A 16,799-nucleotide genomic window follows, 5' to 3' on the forward strand; every position below is an offset into this window, starting at 1 on the left:
GACAAATCAGGAACCTAAAGTGTCGGAAGCGAATCTGGAAGATCGCAACGCGCTTTGGGATCTCATCATCTTCCTATAGCGGCAATTGGCGTCCGTGACAGCGCCAATCAACGCAGCGAGGCGATCTGGGCGGTGGCGGGCTGAGGCGCCGGCCATTGCACGGTCGTCATCAGCAGCGCCGAAATGGCGACTTCCGCGGCAACGACGATCCTGACGACCGGCTTGAGGCTCAGAGCGGTGAAATTGTTCTGCTCGGGCTGGCTGTTCTGCATTTCCGTCCCCTCTCCCGTTGCCCTGTTCTCCTGGCGCGTCCCTGCGCGGCAACGGCTGGAGAATGTCACAGCGTCATATTTCGTGACGTTCCCGGGGGAACATCCACGCGCTTGCCGGCGTTTGGCCCTCGTCAATATAAGGAGAAACACGATGGTGAAGCTTACCCGCCCCCTGTTGCGAGCCGCTGCGGCCGCGGGTTTGGTGTTGGCGATCGGTACGCCGTCCGCCTTTGCAGCCATGACCGCGACCACGGTGACGGACCTCAACATCCGCACGGGTCCGGGCCCTCAATATCCAACGGTCGGCCTTGCGACCCGCGGTAGCACCGCGATCGTCGACGGCTGCATCGAAGGCAGCAAATGGTGCCGCATCGACGTCGGCGGCGTGCGCGGCTGGGTCTATGCCCAGTATCTGACGACAGATCTTGGCGGCTCGGCCGTCGTGGTTCAGGAGCGTCGCGCCGATCTGGCCATTCCGGCCGTTACCTACGAGGTGCAGCCCAATGATCCCGTCGTCGTCAGCAGTGGCGATGAATTGATCGGCCCGGTCGAACAGATCGACCCGATCGTGCCGCCGGACAACGTGCGGACCTACGTCACATCGAACCCCGGCGAGACCGTCTATCTCGACGGCGAGGTCGTGGTCGGCGCCGAACTGCCCCAGACCGTGGCCGTCCAGCGTGTCCCCGACTATTCCTATGACTATGTCAGCATCAACGGCCAGCCGGTTCTGGTCGAACCGGCAACGCGACGCATCGTTTACGTCTACCGTTGATCGCCAAGAACTTCCGGCGGCCTGAGTGGCCGCCGGAAGTGCATTGGACAAGGCGCGCGCTCCCTTACCGCGTCCACGAATCATTCGCCCTACAGGCACCGAGCGTCGGCGATCCAGCCGCCGGCAATAGCCTCTCGCCTCGCGCGATTGACGCTGTTTCGCCTAAAAATCAGCCAAATCAATAGACTATGGCGCAGGCACCCAGGCCGGCATTTCGCTCAAATTGACAATAAACCAGAATAGGCTTCAACCTATCGATGCCGGATCATCGGCTTTTAGTGGCCCGTCCACGACGAGCCACGACACGGAGGGATCAATGGAAGCATTAATGCCTATCATTACCCAATTGATCGCGGGGGCGGCCGGCGGCAACGCGGCCAGCGCAGTGTTGAAGCAGCAGGCATTCGGTGTCGTCGCACGCACCATCGTCGGCGCAATCGGAGGCCTCGGCGGCGGGTTCCTCATCCAGATGCTCGGCGGCGAAGCAGCCGCGACCGGACTTGCCATGCAAGCCATCGGCGGCCTCGTCGGCGGCGGCGTGCTGAGCGGCATCGTCGGGCAGTTCTTGGGGAAGACCGCCTAACTCTGCGATCATATCCGTAGCAAGACAAAAGGCGGCCCCTGGCCGCCTTTTCTGCATTCGAGACAGTTCCAAATGCCGTTACTCGGCGGCCGCGGCGACCGGGTAGACTTCCTTCATGTAGTCGTTCATCAGCGTTTCTGAGATCGTCGCCGGCGTGAAGCGGTAAGGCCCGATTTCGGAGACCGGCGTCACTTCGGCGGCGGACCCGGTCAGGAAGCACTCGCTGAACCCGGACAGTTCCTCCGGCATGATCGTCCGCTCGACCACTTCATAGCCGCGGCGCTTGGCAAGCTCGATCACCGTGCGGCGGGTAATGCCGTCGAGGAAGCAATCCGGCACCGGGGTGTGGATGACGCCGTCCTTGACGAAGAAGATGTTGGCGCCGGTCGCTTCCGCCACCCGGCCGCGATAGTCGAGCATCATCGCATCGGCATAGCCCTTGGCCTCGGCCGCATGCTTGGAGATGGTGCAGATCATGTAGAGGCCGGCGGCCTTCGACTTCGACGGCGCCGTCTGCGGATCCGGGCGGCGATATTCGGCAATGTCGAGCCGGATGCCCTTGAGCTTTTCCGCCGGGTTGAAGTAGCTGCCCCACTGCCAGATGGCGATGGCGACATTGATGCGGTTGTTCTGCGCCGAAACGCCCATGCTCTCGCTGCCGCGCCAGGCGATCGGCCGGACATAGGCCTCGGAGAAGCCCTGCCGCTTCAGGAGCTCGACGCTGGCGGCATCCAGTTCCTCCACCGAATGGGGGATCTTGAAGCCGAGGATCTCGGCGGACTGATGCAGGCGCTGGTTGTGTTCGGTCAGCTTGAAGATGCGGCCGCCATAGGCGCGCTCGCCTTCAAAGACCGCGCTGGCATAGTGCAAACCGTGGGTCAGCACGTGAATCTTGGCATCCTTCCACGCGACGAACTCGCCGTTGAACCAGATCTGTCCGTCCAACTGATCAAAAGGAACCGCTGCCATGGTGTCATCCTCCGGCGCATGCGCGCCATTCTTAGTTGATTATCGTCCTGCTTTCAGTCTATCGGCAAACTGATTGAGGGAAAATTCAATTTCGTGATTTTGGATTTGCGATCGGAACGGCACGGCATATCCTTTCCAGATGTTGCCAATGCCAAATGTCTCGCTTACCGAGCATGGACGCTATCGACACGGTAAAAATATGTCAATAAAGCTGACGTATTTTTCCGAATGTTTCGCAAGTTGCAATCAGGCTGAAAGGAAATGACCGCGTGGCCGGCCAATCCAAAGAGAACACCCGGTATCTGAGCGATGCCGCCACCGATGACGATACGATCGATTTCGAGATCATCGAGCTGCTCTTCTTCGCCTATCGCGACTTTACCTCCGACCCCGATGCGATCCTTGAAAAGAGCGGCTTCGGACGGGCGCACCACCGCGTCGTGCACTTTGTCGACCGGGAGCCCGGCATGACCGTCGCCGACCTGCTGGACACGCTGAAGATCACCAAGCAGAGCCTTGCCCGCGTGCTGAAGCAGTTGATCGATTCCGGCTATATCCGCCAGGAGACCGGTCCCGAGGACCGGCGCCAGCGCATGCTCTATACGACGGAAGAAGGCCAGGCGCTGGCGCGTGCGCTTGCCGAGCCACAGTCCCGCCGCATAGCGGATGCATTGGCAAGAACCGGTCCGGGTGCGCGCGAAACGGTCAAGTGCTTTCTCGCCGGTATGAAGAACAACGACTGAGACTGAGACCCGCCCTAGCGCGGACTTGGCCTGGAACTTGGGAAGCGTGGAATGACGACAAAAGCGACTGTCTCGGACGATGCGGCTCACCTTCTGGTCGTCGACGACGACCGGCGCATCCGCGATCTGCTCAACCGGTATCTGGTCGAACAGGGCTTTCGCGTGACGACCGCGTCCGACGCCGACGAAGCTCGCCGCAAACTCGTCGGCCTCGACTTCGACCTTCTGATCGTCGATGTGATGATGCCGGGCGAAAGCGGCATTTCGCTCACCCAGAGCCTCCGGCAGATCAAGACCGTGCCGATCCTGATGCTGACGGCGCTGGCGGAATCGAACTCGCGCATCGAGGGTCTCGAGGCCGGCGCCGACGACTATCTGTCCAAACCCTTCGACCCGCGCGAACTGGTGCTGCGCATCAACAACATCCTGCGCCGCAACCAGCCGGCCCAGGCTCCCAAGGTCGACCAGGTCATCTTCGGCCCCTATACCTTCTCGGTGGTGCGCAAGGAGCTTAGGCGCGGCGCCGACCACATCCGCCTGACGGACCGCGAGCAGGAGATCATGACGCTCTTCTCGCAGCGCGCCGGTGAAACGATCCCGCGCCACGAGCTGATCGGCGACGACGCCGAAGTCGGCGAGCGTACGATCGACGTGCAGATCAACCGCCTGCGCCGCAAGATCGAGGATGACCCCTCCAACCCCGTCTGGCTGCAGACGGTGCGCGGCATCGGCTACCGGCTGAGCGTGGACTGAAGTGGCAGCCCTTCCGATGAGCGCGGCAAACAATGGCAAGCTTTGACGGCATAGAGCAAGGAACGACAGGGGCGAGCGACAATGCCTGGAGGCGTTTCACCCGCTGGCTGCGCCGTCGCCTGCCCATGGGGCTTTACGCCCGCTCGCTGCTGATCGTCATCATCCCCATGGTGCTTCTGCAGTCGGTGGTCGCCTTCATCTTCATGGAGCGCCATTGGCAGCTGGTGACGCAGCGCCTGTCGGCGGCCGTGACCGGCGACATCGCGGCGATCGTCGATCTCATCGACACCTTCCCCGAGGATCGCAACATTGCGGAGATCATCCGCATCGCCCGCGAGCAGCTCGATCTCAGCATTTCCGTGGACCCGCCCGGCGAATTGCCGCCGCCGCGCCCCAGCCCCTTCTTCGAAATCCTCGACCAGATCCTCGGCGAGGAAATCTCCAACCAGCTCCGCCGCCCCTTCTGGATCGACACGGTCGGCAATTCCAAGCTCGTCGAGATCCGCATCAAGCTCGACGATGGCCGCATCCTGCGCGTCTACGCCCGCCGCAACCAGGCCTATGCATCGAACACCCACATCTTCCTCGTCTGGATGGTCGCCGCCTCGCTGGTGCTCCTGACCATCGCGATCCTGTTCCTACGCGGCCAGATCCGGCCGATCCTGGCGCTGACGAAGGCGGCGGAGAGCTTCGGCAAGGGCCAGAAGATCGACGACTTCGCGCCGCGCGGCGCCGACGAGATCCGTCGCGCCGGCCTCGCCTTCATCCTGATGCGCGAGCGCATCGAGCGGCAGATCGAGCAGCGCACCGCGATGCTGACCGGCGTCAGCCACGACCTTAGAACCATCCTCACCCGCTTCAAGCTGCAGCTGGCGCTTGCCGGCAACAATCCCGACCTCGACGGCCTCAACCAGGATGTCGAGGACATGCAGAACATGCTGGAGGGCTATCTGGCCTTCGCCCGCAGCGAGGCGGAGGAAGATGTCGGCCAGCTCAAGCTCAGCGATCTGATGACCCGGCTTGCGGCGGAAGCCGAGCTGCTCGGCAAGACGCTCACCACCTCCGTCGAGGGCGAGGACGAGGTTCGCGTGCGCCCGAACGCCTTCACCCGTCTCGTCGCCAACATCGCCTCCAACGCCTACCGCTACGCCAACACCGTCAAGATCGATGCACGCCACAGTGCCAAGTGGCTGACGATCACCGTCGACGATGATGGTCCAGGCATTCCCGAACGTTCGCGCGAGGACGTGTTCAAACCGTTCTTCCGCCTCGACGAGGCCCGCAATCTCGACAGCTCCGGCACCGGCCTTGGGCTGGCGATCGCCCGCGACATTGCCCGCAGCCACGGCGGCAACGTCACGCTCGGCGACAGTCCGCTCGGGGGCCTGAGGGCAACCGTGCGCGTACCGGCTTGACCTTCCCACCCGGGCGGGACACTGCTGTCGGCGATCGAGGCTGAGGGGAAGCGGGCAATGGCAGACGCCATCAATTGGGGCGATTGGGAACGACGGGTCGCCGAACTCTGGGCAGCCTTCGACACTGTCGACGTGGACGCTTTCCTAGCACGTATCGATGCCCTTGCCGCCGAACTGCCGGCGGGACACGCCATCGGACTGTTCGAAAGAGCCTCGGCGCAGGATTCGACGGGCAATGAAGCAAAAGCCGAACGGCTCTACCGGCAGGCGCTGGAAAACGGCCTTCAGGGAATTCGCCGGCGGCGCGCCACCATCCAGCTCGCGAGCACGCTGCGCAATCTTGGCCGCGCCGATGAAGGCGTCGCGCTTCTGAACGCCGAGCTGACCCAGCCGGCGGACGAACTCGACGATGCGGTCGTCGCCTTCCTGGCGCTCTGCCTCGTCGATACCGGGCAGGCAAAACAGGCGGCGGCACTCGCGCTCGGCAGCCTGTCGCGGCACCTTCCCCGCTACAACCGCTCGCTCAAACGCTACGCCGAAGCAGTGCGCACCGACGCCTGATTTCTAGCGCTTGTAGATCGAGATCAGGCCGCGCCGTTCGTTGAAACGGTGCCAGGCATCGATGCGGCGCGGATGGCGTGCGCGCATGACGTCGAGCGGCGCCAGCAGCCGCCCGTCGCGGCCAAGGGCTGCATCGAGGATCTCGATGATGCGACGGTTCGGCCAGGGCTTGCGCGTGATCGTCAGCAGCGCCCGGAAGGCCTCGTCCTCCCGCCCTGCCCCAAGCTGATGGGCGATCAGCCCATAGGCAAAGGCAGTCGAGCGGCTGACGCCGGCATGGCAATGCACGAGAATGCGGCTCTCCACGTCCTCCGCCGAGGGGCGCATGGCCTCGAACACCTCGAGCACCAGATCCGGGAAATGCTGCGTGGCGTTCGGATTTTCCTGGTCGCGCATGCGCACGACCCGGTGGCTCGCGTCGGCAATGACGGGCACATCGGCATCCGGCAGTTCCGGATCGAGCAGTGAGAGCACGTGGCTTGCGCGCCAGTCGCGCGCGGCATCGGCAGCGCGCCACAGGCAGGACACCTTGACGCGTTCGGGGATCGCTTCGATTGCAATGGTCATGGGATCACATCAGCTTCTTGCCGTTGGGGACCGGCCGTTCGGTGGCAGCCAGCACGATCGCGCCGGCCTCGTCTGCAAAGCCCAGGGTCAGCACTTCCGAGCGCACAGGCCCGATCTGACGCGGCGGAAAATTGACCACGCCCAGCACCTGCCGCCCGACGAGATCCTCCGGACGATAATGCACCGTGATTTGGGCTGATGACTTTTTTATGCCGATTTCCGGACCGAAATCGATTTTCAGCTTGAAGGCCGGCTTGCGGGCTTCGGGGAAAGGCTCGGCTTCGACGATGGTGCCGACGCGGATATCCACGCGCTCGAAATCAGCAAATTCAATCGTTTCCGCCATCACAAATCCCTTTGCATGAAAAATTCTCCGCCGCCGGATTAAAGCATCGGAGGAGATTCCGGAAGCGCGCCGACTTCGGCAGGCTCCCCGCGAAATCTGGCCTCCTCCCATGAGCGGCGCGCGAACTGCTCGGCAAGAAAATCGACGAAGACCCGCACCCGCGGTGGCAGGAAGCGCCGGTGCGGGTAGACGACCGTGATCGGTTCCGCCTCGGCATAGTTGCAATTGGTCAGAAGCGGCACCAGCCAGCCCGCCCTGATGTCTTCTCCGACCAGAATCTCCGAGAGCCGCACGATCCCGATGCCCGCAAGCGCAAGCCGCCTGAGCGCTTCGGTGCTGTTGGCCTCGACGGAGCCCCGGACACGGATCGCGCGCCGGCCATCGCCATCCTGGAACTCCCAGACATTGAGGCGGCCGCGCGCGGTTATGGCGAGGCAGACGTGCCGCTGCAGGTCGTCGGGCGTCTTCGGAACGCCGTGCCGTTCAAGATATCCCGGCGCCGCACAGATGACGCGGCGGTTCGATGCCAGGCGCCTCGTCACCAGCGTGCTGTCGCTTGGCGCCGCGACCCGTATCGCAACGTCGGCGTCACCGCTCATGAGATCGACGACCGCGTCGCTGAAATCGAGCTCCAGATCGATCGTGGGGTAGCGCGCTATGAAGTCGGGCAGCATCGGCACGATCAGGCGATGACCGAAGGCGCTGGGCAGGCTCACCCGCAGCCGCCCGCGCGGCACCGCCCCCGGTTGGATGGCGATTTCCGCATCCTCGATGTCCCCGAGGATGCGGCGGGTCGATTCCGCATAGGCGCTGCCTTCGCTCGTCAGGCTGATGCTGCGCGTCGAGCGCTGCAGCAGCCGCACGCCGAGGCGCGCCTCCAGCCGGCCGACGATCTTGCTGACCGCCGACGGCGTCATGCGCAGCCGCCGCGCCGCCGCCGAGAAATCGCCCTCCTCGACGACGGCGAGAAACACCGCCATGGCTTCCTGTCGATCCATCTCATCTATTCCATGTCGTCACAGATGAACCGAAATTATCATGGATTATCGCGGTCGGCGATGGGTTGTAGCCTGAGCCGGAACTCAGATGGCAAAGCTGAAGGGTGACGGAAATGGACGATCAGCGGATCAATGTGCCGATGAGCTACCAGCTGCATTCCTGGGCGCGGCGTCAGCGCAGCGCCGCGATCGGCAAGACATGCCGCCGGACAGCAAGGGCGATCTGGAGGTTTCTGCTCGGCCGGCAAGCGCGCCGCCAACAGAGTACACGCGCTGCCGTCGCTTCCACGCGCACGCCATAGCCGCCGGCACCATCACGGCACCGGTGGCCCTGCGGGCTCAGCCCGCCAGTTCTTCCGCCCGCTTGCGCGCCGCGGCGATCGCCTTGTCGAACAGCGGCTGCATGCCGTCGTCGGCCATGAGCACGGACAGGGCGGCAGCGGTGGTGCCGCCGGGCGAAGTCACGTTCTGGCGCAGGCGCGCCGCTTCGTCGGGGGACTGGTGCAACAGTTCGCCAGCTCCTGCGACGGTTTCGCGCGCGAGCCGCATGGCAAGGTCCGCCTCAAGGCCGGCCTTGCGGCCCGCCTCGGCCATGCACTCGACGAGGTAGAAGACATAGGCCGGCCCGCTGCCGGAAACGGCGGTGACGGCATCGATCTCGGCTTCGGTCCTGACCCATTCGACCGGACCGCTGACCTTCAGGAGATCGTGAACCTGGGCGCGCTGCTGATCACTGACGCGGGCATTGGCAAAGGCGCCGGTGACGCCGCGGCCGATCATCGCCGGCGTGTTCGGCATGGCGCGCACGGTCGCCGCGGCACCCAGATGGGTTTCGATAAAGGCAAGCGTCTTGCCGGCTGCGACCGAAACGATGACGGTGTCAGTACCGACGAGCGACTTCAGCGGCGGCAAGACCGCCTCCATCACCTGCGGCTTGACCGCGAGGAAGATCGCGCCCGCCTGGACACCCGCCGGCGCCGAGGTCGCATGCGTGACGCCGTTGTCGGCAATGAGCTGTGCCATGGCCGGCGGCGGACCGGGATCGACGACGAGAACGTCGGCGCCCTTCACACCGCTCTTCAGCCAGCCGGAAAGCATGGCGCCGCCCATATTGCCGGCGCCGACGAGCACGATGGGCCCGGAAGCGGCATTGGTCATGATCAGGCTTCTCCAACCGTTTCGAACAGGACCGCATCGACGGCGCGCTGCGCGTCCATGCCGGACCAGACGACGAATTGAAACGCCTGATAATAGGATTCGCAAGCGTCGAGTGCGCTTGAAAGCAGCACTTCGACCTGCTGATTCGTGGGCTCGGCGCCGCCGGCAAGCAGCAGCGACTGGCGGAAGATCACCACTTCCTCCTGGCGCCACAGATCGAAGTGACCCATGAGCACCTGCCCGTTGATATGGGAGAGCAGGCGGATGACTTCGTTGACCCGGCTTTCCGGCACCTTGATGTCGAAGGCACAGGCAAGGTGCAACGCCTCGAATTCCTCCATCCAGGAGAAGGAAACGTGGTAGTCCGCCCACTTGCCTTCGACCGTCATGGCGATTTCGTCTTCGCCGGATCGTTCGAACGACCAGTCGTTATTGGCAGCCACGAACTCGATCATATCGACCGGGTTGGATTGGCGCTCGACTTCCATTTCCAAAAGGCTCATGCATCACCCTGTATAGGTGTGGCATGGGCAAGCGTCATCACGTTCACACGACGCAACGCTGCAAACCCAACACCGATTACAAACACACTATGATTGCTGAACTCACATCCATCCTGGCTGACTTACCCTGCCCGGAGCTTACGTGGTTCGTTTCGAATCATCATTTAAAATCAGTGTATAATGGCGGAGTCAGGCTGCCAGCCCCTCGGCCCAAAAATAGCCGTGAACAATCGCGCCCACGTTGTCATGTGAATGAAGCGGTTGAGCTTAACTGACTCTGCCATAAGGGTTTTTTGGCAGTGTCCACAGGTGGAAAACTTTTCAGCTTTTATTAACCACCCATCGCGCCGTTTCAGACGCATGCTGTCTGACGACAGCAAAACGCCCGCAGAAGAGGTCCGCGGGCGAAGTAAAAACGCTGAAATGCCGTTATTTCAAGGGAATCGCGTTACTTGCCCTCGTCAACGAGACGCGCTTCAAGAGCCTCAATACGGGCGAGAAGCGCATCGTTTTCCTCGCGCGCCTTGATGGCCATTTCCTTGACCATTTCGAACTCTTCGCGCTTGACCACGTCGAGCGAATTCAGCGCCCGCTCCGCCTGCGCCCGGAAGGCCGTTTCAACCTCGCGGCGCACGCCTTGAGCGGCGCCTGCGGCATCGGTCATCAGCTTGGCAAAGTCATCCAGCATGCGGTTGGTGCCTGTGCTCATCGTCGCGATCTCCATTTCAGCCATCGCCTCCATAAAGAGCGATGCGGTCCATGGGTTTCAGGTAGGGTCACCGGCGGCCCGATGCAAGAAAAATCACGCGCGCCATCACGGCTCCCTTCACGACCCTGTGTGCTGGCCGCGCATCGCCGCCCTTGACCGGGGTGAAATCGCTCGCCATGTTCCGCCGAAACAACCGGCCCGGCACGAGAAGAATAAATTGGAAACCCTAGCGACCCGCCTCGCCATCCTCCCCTTCCCCGAAATCGATCCCGTCATCGTCCAGATCGGGCCCCTTGCCATCCACTGGTATGGGCTCGCCTATGTCGCCGGTATTCTGCTGGGCTGGTTCTATGCGCGGCGTCTGGCCATGAATGCGCCGCTCTGGCGCGACGACAAGCCGGCGATCACGCTGCAGCAACTCGACGACTTCCTGCTGTGGGCGGCGGGCGGCATCGTGCTCGGCGGCCGCATCGGCTACATCCTTTTTTATGATCTCGGCTCCGTGCTTGCCAACCCGATCCGCGCGCTCGAGATCTGGAACGGCGGCATGTCGTTCCATGGTGGCTTCCTCGGCACCACGCTCGCGATGATCCTGTTTGCGCGAAAGAACAAGATCGCGCTCTGGAGCCTGTTCGATGTCGTCGCCGCCGTCGTGCCGATCGGCCTGTTCTTCGGTCGTATCGCCAACTTCATCAACGGCGAACTCTGGGGACGGCTGTCGTCGATGCCCTGGGCCATCGTCTTCCCGACCGGCGGTCCCTTTGCCCGCCACCCGAGCCAGCTTTATGAAGCTGCACTCGAAGGCCTCGTGCTCCTGGCCGTGCTGGCGTGGTTCATCTACCGTCACCACGCGCTCAAGTCGCCGGGCCTTGTCACCGGCATCTTCGTGCTTGGTTATGCCATGAGCCGCATTTTCGTCGAATTCTTCCGCGAACCGGACGCGCAGATCGGCTATCTTGCCGGTGGCTGGCTGACCATGGGCATGCTTCTGTCGCTGCCGATGGCGCTCGCCGGCCTCTGGGCGATTGCCCGGGCGCGGCGCGCAGCCGCCTGAGAGCGGAAAAGGCAAGGGTGCGCGGCTTTGTGAGCCGCGCCTCGGCGAATGGACGAAGGCATGACGACACCACTTGCGGACAAGATCAAGGCGCTGATCAAGGCCCACGGCCCGATCAGCGTCACCGATTATTTCTCGCTTTGCCTGGCGGATCCGGAGCACGGCTACTACCGGGTGCACGAACCCTTCGGCAAGGAGGGCGACTTCACCACGGCGCCGGAAATCAGCCAACTCTTCGGCGAGATGATCGGCATCTTCCTTGTCCATGCCTGGCAGCAGCACGGCGAACCGGGAAGCGCCGTGATCGCCGAGATCGGCCCCGGCCGCGGCACGATGATGGCCGACATGCTGCGCGTCGTGCGCCGGCTTGCGCCCGATCTCTATGCTTCCGCCAGCGTGCACCTTGTCGAAACCAGCGAGCGCCTGCGCAAGGTCCAGTCCGAAACGCTCGCCGCCCACGGGCACAAGGTGGAATGGCACACAAGCTTCGAGACCTTGCCCGAAGGCTTCCTGCTGCTTGCTGCCAACGAGCTGTTCGACGCCATTCCGATCCGGCAATTCGTGCGCACCGCGCAAGGGTTCCGCGAGCGCATGGTCGGCCTTGATGCTGACGACGAACTGACCTTTGCTGCCGGCGTTGCCGGCATCGATCCGGACCTTCTGCCGACGCCGACCCAGGGCATCGCCGAAGGCACGATCTTCGAGATTGCGCCGGCCCGCGACGCCGTCATGTCGGCCCTTTGCGAACGGCTGAAGATCAGCGGCGGCACCGCCGTCATCATCGACTACGGACATCTCGCCACCGGCTACGGCGACACGCTGCAGGCGATCCGCGACCACGAATACGATCCGCCGCTTTCCAGCCCCGGCCGGGCCGATCTCACCAGCCATGTCGACTTCGAGCAGCTTGCCCGCCGCGCCAAGACGGAGGACGTGCAGATCAACGGCCTTGCCCACCAGGGCGATTTCCTCGTCGGTCTCGGCCTTCTGGAACGGGCAGCCGCACTCGGCCGCGACAAGGATGCGCTGACGCAGGAAACGATCCGCCAGGACGTCGAAAGGCTCGCCGGTGCCGGGGCCGGAAAGATGGGCGAACTCTTCAAGGTTCTTGCCGTCAGCAGCCCGCCGGTGCCGCTCTCCCCCTTCCGCAAACCGAAGCCCTGATCCTGACCCGGACGGCACCCCTGCCGTTCGGCAATTGACAGCCCTGCCGTCGCGGGTCAACATCGCGCCGGCAAATCAAGAGCCAGTCGCCGGGCCGGAGCGCGCCCCCAAACCCATTGATTTTCCTGATAAAGCAAAGGCGAATACACCAATGCAGCATGACGCCGCGCTCTCTCCCGTGCAAAGCTCGCTTTTCAGCGAGAAGGCCGGGCCGGCAATCGCCCATGGTTATTTCACCCGAAAGGGCGGCGTCTCCGAAGGGCTCTATCGCGGCCTCAATGTCGGGCTTGGCTCCAAGGACGAGCGTGCCCATGTCAACGAGAACCGCGCCCGCGTTGCCCGCTGGTTCGGCGCGGCGCCAGAGCGGCTGGCGACGGTGCACCAGATCCATTCCCCCGATGCCGTCGTGGTCGACGAAAGCTATGACGGCAGCCGTCCCGAGGCCGATGCGCTGGTGACGGCAACATCGGGCATCGTGCTCGGCGTGCTCTCGGCCGATTGCGGCCCCATCCTCTTTGCCGATGCCGAGGCCAACGTCATTGGCGCGGCGCATGCCGGCTGGAAGGGCGCGCTTGGCGGCGTGCTCGAAAGCACCATCGACAAGATGGTTTCGCTTGGCGCCCGGCGCGAGCGCATCGTTGCCTGCCTCGGCCCGTCGATCAGCCGTCGGAACTATGAGGTCGGCTCCGAGTTCGTAGAACGCTTCGTCGCGGCGAACGAAAGCTACGCCTCGTTCTTCCGGCCTTCGGAGCGCGACGGCCATGCCATGTTCGACCTGCCGGGGCTGACGATCAAACGGCTGGTCGAAGCGGGCGTTACCGCCGAGAATCTCGACATCTGCACCTATGCCGACGAGGAGCGCTTCTTCTCCTATCGGCGCACGACCCACAGGCAGGAACCGGACTACGGCCGACAGATTTCCGCCATTTGCATACGAGGGACCTGACATGGCGCTTCATTTTGCCCAGGAAGAATATGCAAGCCGTCTCGAGCGGCTGACGGAGAAGATGCGCGAAGAGAAACTGGACGCGGTGCTGCTCTTTGCCCAGGAGAGCATGTACTGGCTGACCGGTTACGACACCTTCGGCTACTGCTTCTTCCAGACGCTGGTCGTCAAGAAGGACGGTTCGATGGTCCTTCTGACGCGCTCGGCCGACCTGCGCCAGGCGCGCCACACATCCAACATCGAGCGCATCGAGATCTGGGTCGACCGGGCCAATGCCGACCCGACCATGGATCTGAAGAACCTCTTGAGCGAACTCGACCTGCTCGGCTGCCGCATCGGCATCGAGTACGACACCCACGGCATGACCGGCCGCGCCGCGCGGTTGATCGACCGGCAGCTACAGACCTTTGGCGAGCTGATCGACGCCTCGCACCTCGTCGGCCGCCTGCGCCTGATCAAGAGCGACGCCGAAATCGCCCATGTCGAAAAGGCCGCGAGCCTTGCCGACGATGCGCTCGATGCCGCGCTGCCGCTCATTCGTCCCGGCGGAAACGAGGCCGACGTTCTGGCGGCCATGCAGGGCACGATCCTTGCCGGCGGCGGCGATTATCCGGCCAATGAGTTCATCATCGGCTCCGGCGCCGACGCGCTGCTCTGCCGCTACAAGTCCGGCCGCCGCCTGCTCGACAGCCAGGACCAGCTCACGCTGGAATGGGCCGGCGTCAGCGCTCACTATCATGCGGCGATGATGCGCACCGTCGTCATCGGCGAGCCGACCAACCGCCATCGCGAACTCTACAGCGCCTGCCGCGAAACGATCCAGGCGATCGAGATGGTGCTTCGCCCCGGCAACACATTCGGCACCGTCTTTGATGTTCATGCCAGGATCATGGACGAGCGCGGCCTTGCCCGGCACCGTCTGAACGCCTGCGGCTACTCGCTCGGCGCCCGCTTCTCGCCCTCCTGGATGGAGCAGCAGATGTTCCACCTCGGCAATCCCCAGGAGATCGAGCCGAACATGTCGCTGTTCGTGCACATGATCATCATGGATTCCGACAGCGGGACCGCCATGACGCTCGGCCAGACCTACCTGACGACAACCGACACGCCGCGCGCGCTGTCGCGCTATGGGCTCGACTTCATTTCTGCTTAGGGAAATCCGCCTAGACTTGTTTTCGTACGGGCAGACGACAGGAGACGTTTCAGGAAACTGCCGCGAAGAAAACGGACGGTTTGAACATGCGAAAGCTCACCACGCCCATCGTAGCCCTTGGCTTCGCCATTGCGCTCGCCGGCTGCAACAGCACCGAGATGCTGACGCCACAGGTTGACGTCGGCGCGGGAACCTTCCGCTCGCCGCCGGTGACGCAATCCGACCTCGACGCCATGTCGGCGCAGACCGTTCCGGTGAGCCGCGAACCCGTCAACCAGGCCACGGCCTACTCTCCTGAACCCGCCGCTTCAAATACGCCGATGGCCTATGCCACCGGCGACGCGACCTATACGGATCCGGCTGGCACCTTCGAGGGACAGGCAAGCCGGCTTGCCGCCGGTTCCGAGCCCGTCCAGAACACGATTGAGAACCGGCAAGCGCCGGTGGAACAGGCGCCAGTACAGCACACGCCCGTTCAGCAGACAGCGGCCGCGGCCGAAGAAATCCAGAGCCAGCCAAACGTCGCCGCTTTGCCGAAGGCAAGTGCTGCCGCGAGCGGCACGATCCGCTTCCTGCCGATCATCGGCGCGCCGGTCCAGGCCGTCACCCCGCTCTCCAAGCAGCTCGGTGCGGATGCCCGCGCCCGCGGGCTTACGATCAAGGGCTCGGCCGACGCCAGCAGCGAACACATTCTCAAAGGCTACTTCTCGGCGCTGAAGGACGGCGACAAGACGACCGTCGTCTATGTCTGGGACGTGCTCGACGGCAGCGGCAACCGCCTGCACCGCATCCAGGGACAGGACCAGGTTCCAGGCGGCGGCACGGATTTGTGGAGTGGCGTGCCGGCCACAACCATGCAGGGAATCGCGACCAAAACCATCGACGCCTATCTCGAATGGCGGCAATCTCAGGCCGGTTGACACAAAGTTTTTAGGATATTGGCCTTCGCGGCGCAGCATTCCCCTTGCATTCAAGTTCAGTCTCGCTAAAAAGCGGCCGATCAGCTCTGAACGGCGGCCATCCGCAAAGAATGACCGCGATTGGAATGGCTCTCGGAATCTGCGCGGAACACACCGCTGCCGGAAAAGTACCGGACGGTGACCGCGCCAGCTCAAGGCGGTCCGTCAATGAAGGTTTTCGCAGGTAATTCGAACCGGCTCCTGGCCGAAGCGATCTGCAACTATCTCAACCTGCCTCTCGGCAAAGCGACGGTACGCCGTTTCGCCGATCAGGAAATCTTCGTCGAGATCGGCGAGAATGTGCGCGGCGAGGATGTCTTCATCATCCAGTCGACCTCGTTTCCCACCAACGATCACCTGATGGAACTGCTCATCATGATCGACGCGGTGCGCCGCTCCTCCGCTCGCCGCATCACCGCCGTGCTTCCCTATTTCGGCTATGCCCGCCAGGACCGCAAACCCGGCCCGCGCACGCCGATCTCCGCCAAGCTGGTCTCCAACCTGATCACCGAAGCCGGTGCCGACCGCGTGCTGACGCTCGATCTTCATGCCGGCCAGATCCAGGGCTTCTTCGACATCCCGACCGACAACCTCTATGCGATCCCGATCCTGGCGCGTGACGTCAAGGAAAACTACGACCTCAAGAACGTCATGGTCGTTTCGCCCGACGTCGGCGGCGTGGTGCGCGCGCGTGCGCTTGCCAAGCGTCTCGACTGTCTGCTGGCGATCGTCGACAAGCGTCGCGACCGTCCGGGCGAATCCGAAGTCATGAACGTCATCGGCGACGTGAAGGGCAAGGACTGCCTGCTGATCGACGACATCGTCGATTCCGGCGGCACGCTCTGCAACGCGGCCGAAGCGCTTCTGAAGAACGGCGCGACCAGCGTCACCGCCTACATCACCCACGGCGTGCTCTCCGGCGGCGCGGTTGCCCGCGTTACCTCGTCGATGCTGAAGGAACTGGTCATCACCGACTCGATCCAGCCGACGACCGCCGTCCAGTCCGCCCACAACATCCGCGTCATCTCGACCGCGGGCCTGCTCGGCGAAGCCATCAGCCGCACGAGCCAGGAAGAGTCGGTTTCGAGCCTCTTCGACTGAGGCTGTGCCGATCCCAGAAATTCACGGAAACGCCGGTGCCAAAGCGCCGGCGTTTTTCGTTGCGGGGAAC

The 16,799-nt window shown here is 63.4% G+C and carries 20 protein-coding genes; 12 read left to right on the forward strand and 8 right to left on the reverse strand.

Annotated features, from left to right (window positions below; translation table 11 throughout):
• Nucleotides 1–107 precede the first annotated feature (107 nt).
• A complete protein-coding gene (locus C1A35_RS36450; protein WP_199773051.1) occupies nt 108–272 on the reverse strand; it encodes a hypothetical protein in 165 nt (54 codons plus the stop codon).
• 151 nt (nt 273–423) lie between these two features.
• Between C1A35_RS36450 and C1A35_RS27960 the strand changes: the two genes are divergently transcribed.
• Nucleotides 424–1,047 carry a DUF1236 domain-containing protein gene (locus C1A35_RS27960; protein ID WP_104667506.1) on the forward strand — a complete coding sequence of 208 codons (624 nt, stop codon included), beginning with the start codon at nt 424–426 and terminating at the stop codon, nt 1,045–1,047.
• Between the two features lie 316 nt (nt 1,048–1,363).
• On the forward strand, nt 1,364–1,630 hold the full coding sequence (locus C1A35_RS27965) for a hypothetical protein (protein ID WP_034788698.1): 267 nt from the start codon (nt 1,364–1,366) through the stop codon (nt 1,628–1,630).
• A gap of 78 nt (nt 1,631–1,708) precedes the next feature.
• Here the strand turns inward: C1A35_RS27965 and C1A35_RS27970 are convergent, their stop codons facing one another.
• Nucleotides 1,709–2,599 carry a branched-chain amino acid aminotransferase gene (locus C1A35_RS27970; RefSeq protein WP_104667507.1) on the reverse strand — a complete coding sequence of 297 codons (891 nt, stop codon included), beginning with the start codon at nt 2,597–2,599 and terminating at the stop codon, nt 1,709–1,711.
• Nucleotides 2,600–2,868: 269 nt separating this feature from the next.
• Between C1A35_RS27970 and C1A35_RS27975 the strand changes: the two genes are divergently transcribed.
• From C1A35_RS27975 to C1A35_RS27990, 4 genes are read left to right on the forward strand one after another with little or no spacing between them, the layout of a single operon-like run.
• Nucleotides 2,869–3,342 carry a MarR family winged helix-turn-helix transcriptional regulator gene (locus C1A35_RS27975; protein WP_104667508.1) on the forward strand — a complete coding sequence of 158 codons (474 nt, stop codon included), beginning with the start codon at nt 2,869–2,871 and terminating at the stop codon, nt 3,340–3,342.
• A gap of 51 nt (nt 3,343–3,393) precedes the next feature.
• Nucleotides 3,394–4,095, forward strand: a complete 702-nt coding sequence (locus tag C1A35_RS27980) for a response regulator (protein WP_043618070.1) — start codon at nt 3,394–3,396, stop codon at nt 4,093–4,095.
• A 32-nt stretch (nt 4,096–4,127) separates the two neighbouring features.
• Nucleotides 4,128–5,510 (forward strand): ATP-binding protein, encoded by a 1,383-nt coding sequence (locus tag C1A35_RS27985; protein WP_104667509.1) that lies wholly within the window; start codon nt 4,128–4,130, stop codon nt 5,508–5,510.
• A gap of 57 nt (nt 5,511–5,567) precedes the next feature.
• A complete protein-coding gene (locus C1A35_RS27990; RefSeq protein ID WP_104667510.1) occupies nt 5,568–6,071 on the forward strand; it encodes a tetratricopeptide repeat protein in 504 nt (167 codons plus the stop codon).
• A 3-nt stretch (nt 6,072–6,074) separates the two neighbouring features.
• Here C1A35_RS27990 and C1A35_RS27995 read toward each other — a convergent pair whose 3' ends face one another.
• The 6 genes from C1A35_RS27995 to C1A35_RS28025 all read right to left on the reverse strand — a co-directional run bounded on the left by C1A35_RS27995 (nt 6,075) and on the right by C1A35_RS28025 (nt 10,352).
• Nucleotides 6,075–6,638: a protein-tyrosine phosphatase family protein gene (locus C1A35_RS27995; protein WP_104667511.1), complete on the reverse strand. Its 564-nt coding sequence runs from the start codon at nt 6,636–6,638 to the stop codon at nt 6,075–6,077.
• A gap of 4 nt (nt 6,639–6,642) precedes the next feature.
• Nucleotides 6,643–6,984 carry a tRNA-binding protein gene (locus C1A35_RS28000; protein WP_104667512.1) on the reverse strand — a complete coding sequence of 114 codons (342 nt, stop codon included), beginning with the start codon at nt 6,982–6,984 and terminating at the stop codon, nt 6,643–6,645.
• A gap of 38 nt (nt 6,985–7,022) precedes the next feature.
• Nucleotides 7,023–7,982, reverse strand: a complete 960-nt coding sequence (locus C1A35_RS28005) for a LysR family transcriptional regulator (RefSeq protein ID WP_104667513.1) — start codon at nt 7,980–7,982, stop codon at nt 7,023–7,025.
• A 339-nt stretch (nt 7,983–8,321) separates the two neighbouring features.
• The gene (gene proC / locus C1A35_RS28015) at nt 8,322–9,140 is read right to left on the reverse strand and encodes a pyrroline-5-carboxylate reductase (RefSeq protein WP_104667515.1); all 819 of its coding nucleotides are present in this window, start codon (nt 9,138–9,140) and stop codon (nt 8,322–8,324) included.
• A 2-nt stretch (nt 9,141–9,142) separates the two neighbouring features.
• The gene (locus C1A35_RS28020) at nt 9,143–9,643 is read right to left on the reverse strand and encodes a YbjN domain-containing protein (RefSeq protein ID WP_043618087.1); all 501 of its coding nucleotides are present in this window, start codon (nt 9,641–9,643) and stop codon (nt 9,143–9,145) included.
• A gap of 448 nt (nt 9,644–10,091) precedes the next feature.
• Nucleotides 10,092–10,352: an accessory factor UbiK family protein gene (locus tag C1A35_RS28025; RefSeq protein WP_077960274.1), complete on the reverse strand. Its 261-nt coding sequence runs from the start codon at nt 10,350–10,352 to the stop codon at nt 10,092–10,094.
• 217 nt (nt 10,353–10,569) lie between these two features.
• Here C1A35_RS28025 and lgt point away from each other — a divergent pair, with 217 nt between their 5' ends.
• The 6 genes from lgt to C1A35_RS28055 all read left to right on the forward strand — a co-directional run bounded on the left by lgt (nt 10,570) and on the right by C1A35_RS28055 (nt 16,729).
• A complete protein-coding gene (lgt, locus tag C1A35_RS28030; RefSeq protein ID WP_104667516.1) occupies nt 10,570–11,406 on the forward strand; it encodes a prolipoprotein diacylglyceryl transferase in 837 nt (278 codons plus the stop codon).
• 60 nt (nt 11,407–11,466) lie between these two features.
• Entirely contained in the window at nt 11,467–12,570 is a 1,104-nt protein-coding gene (locus C1A35_RS28035; RefSeq protein WP_104667634.1) for a class I SAM-dependent methyltransferase, read from the forward strand.
• A 151-nt stretch (nt 12,571–12,721) separates the two neighbouring features.
• A complete protein-coding gene (pgeF, locus tag C1A35_RS28040; RefSeq protein WP_104667517.1) occupies nt 12,722–13,516 on the forward strand; it encodes a peptidoglycan editing factor PgeF in 795 nt (264 codons plus the stop codon).
• A gap of 1 nt (nt 13,517) precedes the next feature.
• Nucleotides 13,518–14,669: a M24 family metallopeptidase gene (locus tag C1A35_RS28045; RefSeq protein ID WP_104667518.1), complete on the forward strand. Its 1,152-nt coding sequence runs from the start codon at nt 13,518–13,520 to the stop codon at nt 14,667–14,669.
• Between the two features lie 86 nt (nt 14,670–14,755).
• Complete coding sequence (locus tag C1A35_RS28050) at nt 14,756–15,589, forward strand: hypothetical protein (RefSeq protein ID WP_104667519.1); 834 nt, start codon at nt 14,756–14,758, stop codon at nt 15,587–15,589.
• A 207-nt stretch (nt 15,590–15,796) separates the two neighbouring features.
• Complete coding sequence (locus tag C1A35_RS28055) at nt 15,797–16,729, forward strand: ribose-phosphate pyrophosphokinase (protein WP_034788749.1); 933 nt, start codon at nt 15,797–15,799, stop codon at nt 16,727–16,729.
• Nucleotides 16,730–16,799 lie beyond the last annotated feature (70 nt).

Source organism: Ensifer adhaerens, assembly GCF_002940685.1.
Lineage (GTDB): Bacteria > Pseudomonadota > Alphaproteobacteria > Rhizobiales > Rhizobiaceae > Ensifer > Ensifer adhaerens_E.